The 6,401-nt window shown below is 48.9% G+C and carries 5 protein-coding genes; 3 read left to right on the top strand and 2 right to left on the bottom strand.

The window, feature by feature from the left end:
* The first annotated feature begins 244 nt into the window (after nt 1–244).
* Nucleotides 245–1,558 (top strand): outer membrane protein transport protein, encoded by a 1,314-nt coding sequence (locus BZG80_RS02755; RefSeq protein ID WP_077678687.1) that lies wholly within the window; start codon nt 245–247, stop codon nt 1,556–1,558.
* A gap of 241 nt (nt 1,559–1,799) precedes the next feature.
* Nucleotides 1,800–3,122 carry a Na+/H+ antiporter family protein gene (locus tag BZG80_RS02750; protein ID WP_077678686.1) on the top strand — a complete coding sequence of 441 codons (1,323 nt, stop codon included), beginning with the start codon at nt 1,800–1,802 and terminating at the stop codon, nt 3,120–3,122.
* 127 nt (nt 3,123–3,249) lie between these two features.
* Here the strand turns inward: BZG80_RS02750 and grxD are convergent, their stop codons facing one another.
* The gene (gene grxD, locus BZG80_RS02745; protein WP_021022303.1) at nt 3,250–3,588 is read right to left on the bottom strand and encodes a Grx4 family monothiol glutaredoxin; all 339 of its coding nucleotides are present in this window, start codon (nt 3,586–3,588) and stop codon (nt 3,250–3,252) included.
* A 302-nt stretch (nt 3,589–3,890) separates the two neighbouring features.
* On the opposite strand from grxD, the gene sodB reads away from it, so the two are divergent.
* Nucleotides 3,891–4,475: a superoxide dismutase [Fe] gene (gene sodB, locus BZG80_RS02740; RefSeq protein WP_021022302.1), complete on the top strand. Its 585-nt coding sequence runs from the start codon at nt 3,891–3,893 to the stop codon at nt 4,473–4,475.
* Between the two features lie 244 nt (nt 4,476–4,719).
* Here the strand turns inward: sodB and asd are convergent, their stop codons facing one another.
* A complete protein-coding gene (gene asd, locus BZG80_RS02735; RefSeq protein WP_021022301.1) occupies nt 4,720–5,844 on the bottom strand; it encodes an aspartate-semialdehyde dehydrogenase in 1,125 nt (374 codons plus the stop codon).
* Between the last annotated feature and the right edge of the window lie 557 nt (nt 5,845–6,401).

The following is a 6,401-nucleotide window of genomic DNA, read 5'->3' as shown; positions in this document are numbered from 1 at the left end:
TTTATATACTCATATTATCCTTAGAGTGATTACTTCAAACAATTGCTAGAAACGATTCACCGTTTTACCGCTCGAAAACGATACTGTCGGTTTTGAAACCTCCCTTTAACAAATCACCATTTACTGCCACGCTTACTCATGTTCAATATCTGCTCGATTGGCGCCTTCCTGGTAGCAGCAGGAAACGACGCCGATGGCAGCTCCAAACATCAAAAAGCTAATCAACATAGGAGTGAGGCGCGCTATGTCATCACTATTTAAGAAATCGCTAGTGGCAACCAGTTTATCTTTGTTAGCCGTACAAGCACACAGTGCCGGCTTTCAGGTATCTGAATCCTCGGTATCGGGTTTGGGGCGTGCTTTTGCCGGTGAAGCCGCTATCGCAGACAATGCCGCCGTCGGCGCACGCAACGCGGCTGCCCTCACCCGTTTTAACACCACCGCATTCTCGGGCGGCTTGACCATTATTGATCCCGATGTGCATGCAGATGTTAAAAGTGCCAATAACGGCACGGTCCCAAAGGCAGCCTTAGAAGCTAATGGGCTGTCGACGGAAGAAAAAGACTTAGCCCCTACTGAATATGTCCCGAACTTTCATTTGATCCAACCGATTGATGATCGGCTCGCCGTTGGCTTTTCAGCCTTCTCTAACTTCGGTCTATCTACGGAATACTCCAAAGACTTTGCCGCAGGCGTTGGCGCAGGTGATACGGCGCTGGTCACCATGAACTTTAATCCCAATATTGCATATAAATTGAATGACCAGTGGAGTATTGGTGCGGGTATCAGTGCCATTTACGCCGATGCTGAGCTGAACCGCTTTGCGGGTGCTGCCGCATCAACTATCAATGGAATGTTGGGTACATCCTTTACAGGAACAAGTCGGATTTCTCACCTAAAAGGCGACGGATGGGGCTTTGGCTGGAACCTGGGAACGCTCTGGGAAATCGACGAGGATAACCGATTTGGTCTTTCTTATCGTTCCCAATCAGATATCACGCTAGATGGTGACTATGAAGGTACATCAACCATAGCCGTCGGAAAGCCTGGACAGTCAGTTTCAGGGGAACTTGAGCTAAGCCTACCGGAGATTATTGAATTTTCAGGCTTCCATCAACTCAATCAACAAATTGCAATGCACTACAGTGCCATGTATGTCGGTTGGGATAGTTTTAAGGAGCTAAAAGCAACGAGTGCAGCGACTAACTGTAACGATGGTACAGCAGGTCAGTGTCTACAAAAAGACGAAAACTGGAATGATAGCTGGCGTTATGCATTAGGTGCGACTTATACCATGGACGACCACTGGGCGTTCCGCGCCGGTTATGCCTATGACGAAAGCCCGGTGGATGCTAAAGATCGCACATTGAGCATTCCAGATTCTGACCGTCATTGGTGGAGTCTAGGAACGACCTACACAGCAAACGAAAATCTCTCTGTGGACGCGGGTTTTGCCTACCTCGACGGCGACCAAGTTGAAGGCACCGAAGACGGATTTGCGTTCTCAGCCGGTGGCGATGCTTACATCTACGGTTTGCAGCTGAACTACTTGTTCTAAGCCCTGCGACTTCGCCATCACTCAACAAGTCGGCCTACATAGGCCGGCTTTTTTCGATCTATGTTCCGCTATGATCGAATAACGCGCCCAAGCCCAACAAGCATGAAAGAAAGTAACCAAAAAAAACGATTTTTCCTCGACACAGACAAAATTTTGCGCAAACTGGGTAGCTTAATTACAAAATCATAGATAACCCCTGCGGCAATGCTGCAGTGATAACCCCTATAACAGGAACGTTTCCATGAACCCGGTAGTCATTTCAGTCTGTGTCATGCTGGCACTGGCCCTTATGCGCGTCAATGTCGTCGTCGCACTCACCTTTAGTGCTGTCCTTGGTGGCCTGGTCGGTGGGCTCAGCATTTCCGAGACCATCAGTGCCTTTGAAGGCGGCCTTGGCGGTGGTGCCACTATTGCGCTCAGTTATGCGATGCTCGGTACCTTTGCGGTCGCAATTAGCCGTTCAGGGATCACCGATGTTCTCGCGCACTCGGTGATCCGCAAGCTTAACGCGCGCCCAACCGATGCCAATACCGCCACCTTTAAATATGTGGTCTTGGTCTTATTAGGCCTTTTGGCTATTTCGTCGCAAAACGCGATTCCGGTCCACATCGCTTTTATTCCTATTGTGATCCCACCTTTATTGCATGTGTTCCAACGCTTAAAGCTCGATCGTCGCCTGGTCGCCTGTGTGCTGACCTTTGGTTTGATCATGCCGTATATGGTGTTGCCGGTCGGCTTTGGCGGCATCTTTTTGAATAATATTTTGCTGAAAAACCTCAATGACAATGGCCTAAACGTGGTCGCTAGCCAGGTGCCGACGGCAATGTTATTACCGGCAGCCGGGATGGTAGTAGGCTTGCTGATCGCGACCTTTATCAGCTATCGCCAGCCACGCCAATACAGTGAAGGGGACGTCCTCACTGCTGAGCCGGAAAACCACGCCATTCGCCCCCGTAACCTGTGGGTTGCAGGCATTGCGATTGTCGCGGCGTTAAGCGTGCAGCTGATGGCAGGGTCGATGATTGTCGGCGCATTGGCCGGCTTTATGGTGTTTACCTTTGGCGGCGTGATCCGTTGGAAAGACACCCAGGATGTGTTTACCAAAGGGGTACACATGATGGCGATGATCGGCTTTATTATGATCACCGCTGCTGGGTTTGCCGCGGTAATGAAAGCAACGGGTGGTGTGGAGTCCTTAGTCGCTTCTTTGTCAGGCTCAATTGGCGATAACAAACCGCTCGCGGCGTTTTTGATGTTGATTGTCGGTTTGCTAGTGACCATGGGGATCGGCTCGTCGTTCTCGACCATTCCCATTATCGCTACCATTTATGTGCCACTCTCACTGGCGTTTGGCTTCTCGCCGATGGCAACCATTGCCTTGGTGGGAACGGCCGCCGCCCTGGGCGATGCTGGCTCACCCGCTTCGGACTCTACTTTAGGTCCAACGTCGGGCCTGAACGCCGATGGCCAACATGAACACATTTGGGATACCGTGGTCCCCACCTTTATCCACTATAACCTGCCATTAATTGCCTTCGGCTGGTTAGCCGCGATGATGCTCTAGGGCGTAAACGCGCTATGTGAGTAAAAAGGCGGTATAGACAAGAAAAAAAGCCACGTTTTATAACGTGGCTTTTTACCTGATACGGCTCGTTTCAGTGATACGGCGAGAGCCGGATAAACGCGAACAATTACTCGTTTTCACTCGCATCACGACGCGCGGCCGCTTCTTTGACCAGTGGCTGTAACTCACCTTTTTGGAACATTTCCAAGATGATGTCACACCCGCCAACCAGCTCTCCGTCAACCCACAACTGTGGGAATGTTGGCCACTGTGCGTAAACAGGTAGCTCTGCGCGGATCTCTGGGTTTTGCAACACATCCACGTAAGCAAACTTCTCGCCACACGACATCAGCGCTTGAGAGGCTTGTGACGAAAAACCACAGCTTGGTAGTTTCGGCGACCCTTTCATGTATAGCAGAATCGCGTTTTCTTCGATTTGCTGCTTAATTTTGTCCATTGTTTCCATTGCTTCCTCGAACACTGTCTGTGAATCTTATTTTGATTCTACTGGTTAACAGGCTGGAAAAAAATGCCTAAATGTTTTGTGGGATTAAGCGTAAAAATTTTGCTGCGATCCTTTTAATAAAGTAAAAACTTGCTAAACTAGACTTAGCAAAACGAAAATAGTAGTCACACTCGATGGTTAGGTGGCGATAACGGCAATGGGTAGTCAGTGATCATCCGTTGTCAGTCATTCGTATTTGCCCCTGCACTGTCAGTGATCGACTACAGGAAGCACTCTCACGATAAAAACGGAGATATATAGCAATGTCATTCCAACTACCTGAATTACCTTTCGCAAAAGACGCACTAGAACCACATATCTCAAAAGAAACACTCGACTACCACTACGACAAGCACCACAACACCTATGTGGTGAAGTTGAACGGTTTGATCGAAGGCACAGATTTCGAAGGTAAATCACTCGAAGACATTATCAAGACCTCGTCAGGTGGCGTGTTCAATAATGCGGCCCAAGTGTGGAACCACACCTTCTACTGGCACTGCCTAAGCCCAAATGGTGGCGGAGAGCCAACAGGTGACGTTGCAGACGCGATCACCAAAGCATTTGGTTCGTTTGACGAGTTTAAAACTCAGTTCACCAATGCTGCTGTGACTAACTTCGGCTCAGGCTGGACTTGGTTGGTGAAAAAAGCAGACGGGTCGGTTGCAATCGTCAACACCTCGAATGCCGAAACGCCCGTAACTCACGATGGTGAAACGCCATTGTTGACTGTCGACGTTTGGGAACACGCGTACTACATCGATTATCGTAACGTGCGTCCAGATTACCTCGCTGCATTCTGGAAACTAGTTAACTGGGACTTCGTCGCGAAAAACTTCGCAGGCTAAACCAATCGCCAATAGACCGAGCGCGAAAAAGGTCTGTTGCAAGCCCTGGCTCTTGCAAACCTAGGTTCTTGTATACCTAGACTCTTGTAAACCTAGGCGCTTGTAAACCCAGGCTTACCAATCACTAGGAGGCGTTTATCGCCTCCTTTTTTTATGCCTGATACGCTTTGCAAACTCGCATTTTAGGCAAAAAAAACCGCCAACTAGGTTGACGGCTTAACAGAACTTGATAAGTCCAAGAGAATTAATCTTGTTCTTTTTCCGACAAGATAATCCTCAGCGTGCGGCGTAGCGGCTCTGCCGCTCCCCATAACAGCTGATCACCCACAGTAAAGGCATTAAGGAAATCATCCCCCATCGCCAGCTTACGGAGACGACCCACTGGCACAGACATGGTGCCTGTCACTTTCGCTGGGCTCAGATCCGTCATGGTCACGTCACGCTCGTTAGGCACCACGCTCACCCAGTCATTGTGCGACGCAATCATGTCTTCAATCTCATCCATCGGCACCGCTTTTTTCAGCTTAATGGTCAGCGCCTGGCTGTGACAGCGCATGGCTCCCACACGGACACAAGTCCCGTCAATAGGAATCGGATTGTTTTGTAACCCTAGGATCTTGTTGGTTTCAACCGAAGCTTTCCACTCTTCCTTGCTTTGGCCGTTGTCACGCTTGACGTCAATCCAAGGGATCAATGAGCCTGCGAGTGGCGCACCAAACTGCTCGCTAGGAAAATCGCTCGAGCGTAGGGTTTGAGCCACTTTGCGGTCAATATCTAGAATAGATGTTGCAGGGCTTGCCAAGTCAGTGTTCACTGAATCATTGATGACACCCATCTGGCTGATCAGCTCGCGCATGTGTTTTGCACCTGAGCCAGACGCCGCTTGGTACGTTTGCGCGGTCATCCACTCAACCAGACCGTTTTGATACAAACCGCCTAAGCCCATCAGCATCAAGCTAACCGTACAGTTACCGCCGACGAACGTGCGCGTGTCGTTATGGATCCCCGCTTGGATATGTTTGAAGTTAATCGGATCCAAGGTGATGATACTATCATCTGCCATTCGTAATGATGACGCTGCATCAATCCAATAGCCTTTCCAACCTGATTCACGCAGTTTTGCGTAAACATCGTTGGTGTAATCGCCGCCTTGGCAGGTGATAATAGCATCGAGGGTTTTGAGCGTTTCAATGTCATAGGCATCTTGTAACATGCCTGCATCTTTGCCGTAATTCGGCGCTGCAATCCCGACTTGTGAGGTGCTAAAAAACACAGGTTCGATATGGTCGAAGTCTTTTTCTTCTACCATGCGCTGCATCAGCACCGATCCCACCATGCCGCGCCAGCCAACTAAACCTACTCGCATCATAATTTTCACACTCCATGTTGTGTGACCGCCGTTAACAACAGCATATGGTTGCCTGACAGTCAGTGAAAAAACGTTTTTGATACTAACACGTCTTATCACGGTCGTCAGGTTAACGCCTCTGCCTGCTTATTAAATGACCTCATTTTCAAGTTTCCGTCACCTATGTCTAACTTGATTTAACGTACAGGCGTCTAAAAAACAAACTGAAAAACACAGACAAAACAAAATATTGAAACATTTAAACACCTTTAAAATAACCATATATTAACTAATTATGTCAGGATGTAACTTAATTCGCGCGCGACTCACATAAGCGACAAAAATGTTTCCCATCACTTTACTCTGTTAGCTAGAGTAGGGCCCCTCACAAATGGAACAAAGGATACTGAAACAAGGACAGTGATGTGAGTTTGGTTGTTGCTTAAGGCATCGCTAAATCGCGCAGGGAGTAGTCGCGCAATCACAGACGATCCACCTTCCGATAATGATATTGACTCGCTCAACGCTATCGGTAACCCGCAAGCGACCGGTTACCCAGCAAGCGACGTGAAGAAGGT

Source organism: Salinivibrio sp. MA440, from assembly GCF_001996265.1.
Classification (GTDB): domain Bacteria; phylum Pseudomonadota; class Gammaproteobacteria; order Enterobacterales; family Vibrionaceae; genus Salinivibrio; species Salinivibrio costicola.
The sequence above is the reverse complement of the archived record's forward strand: the minus strand, read 5'-3'. Positions and strand labels throughout refer to the sequence as shown.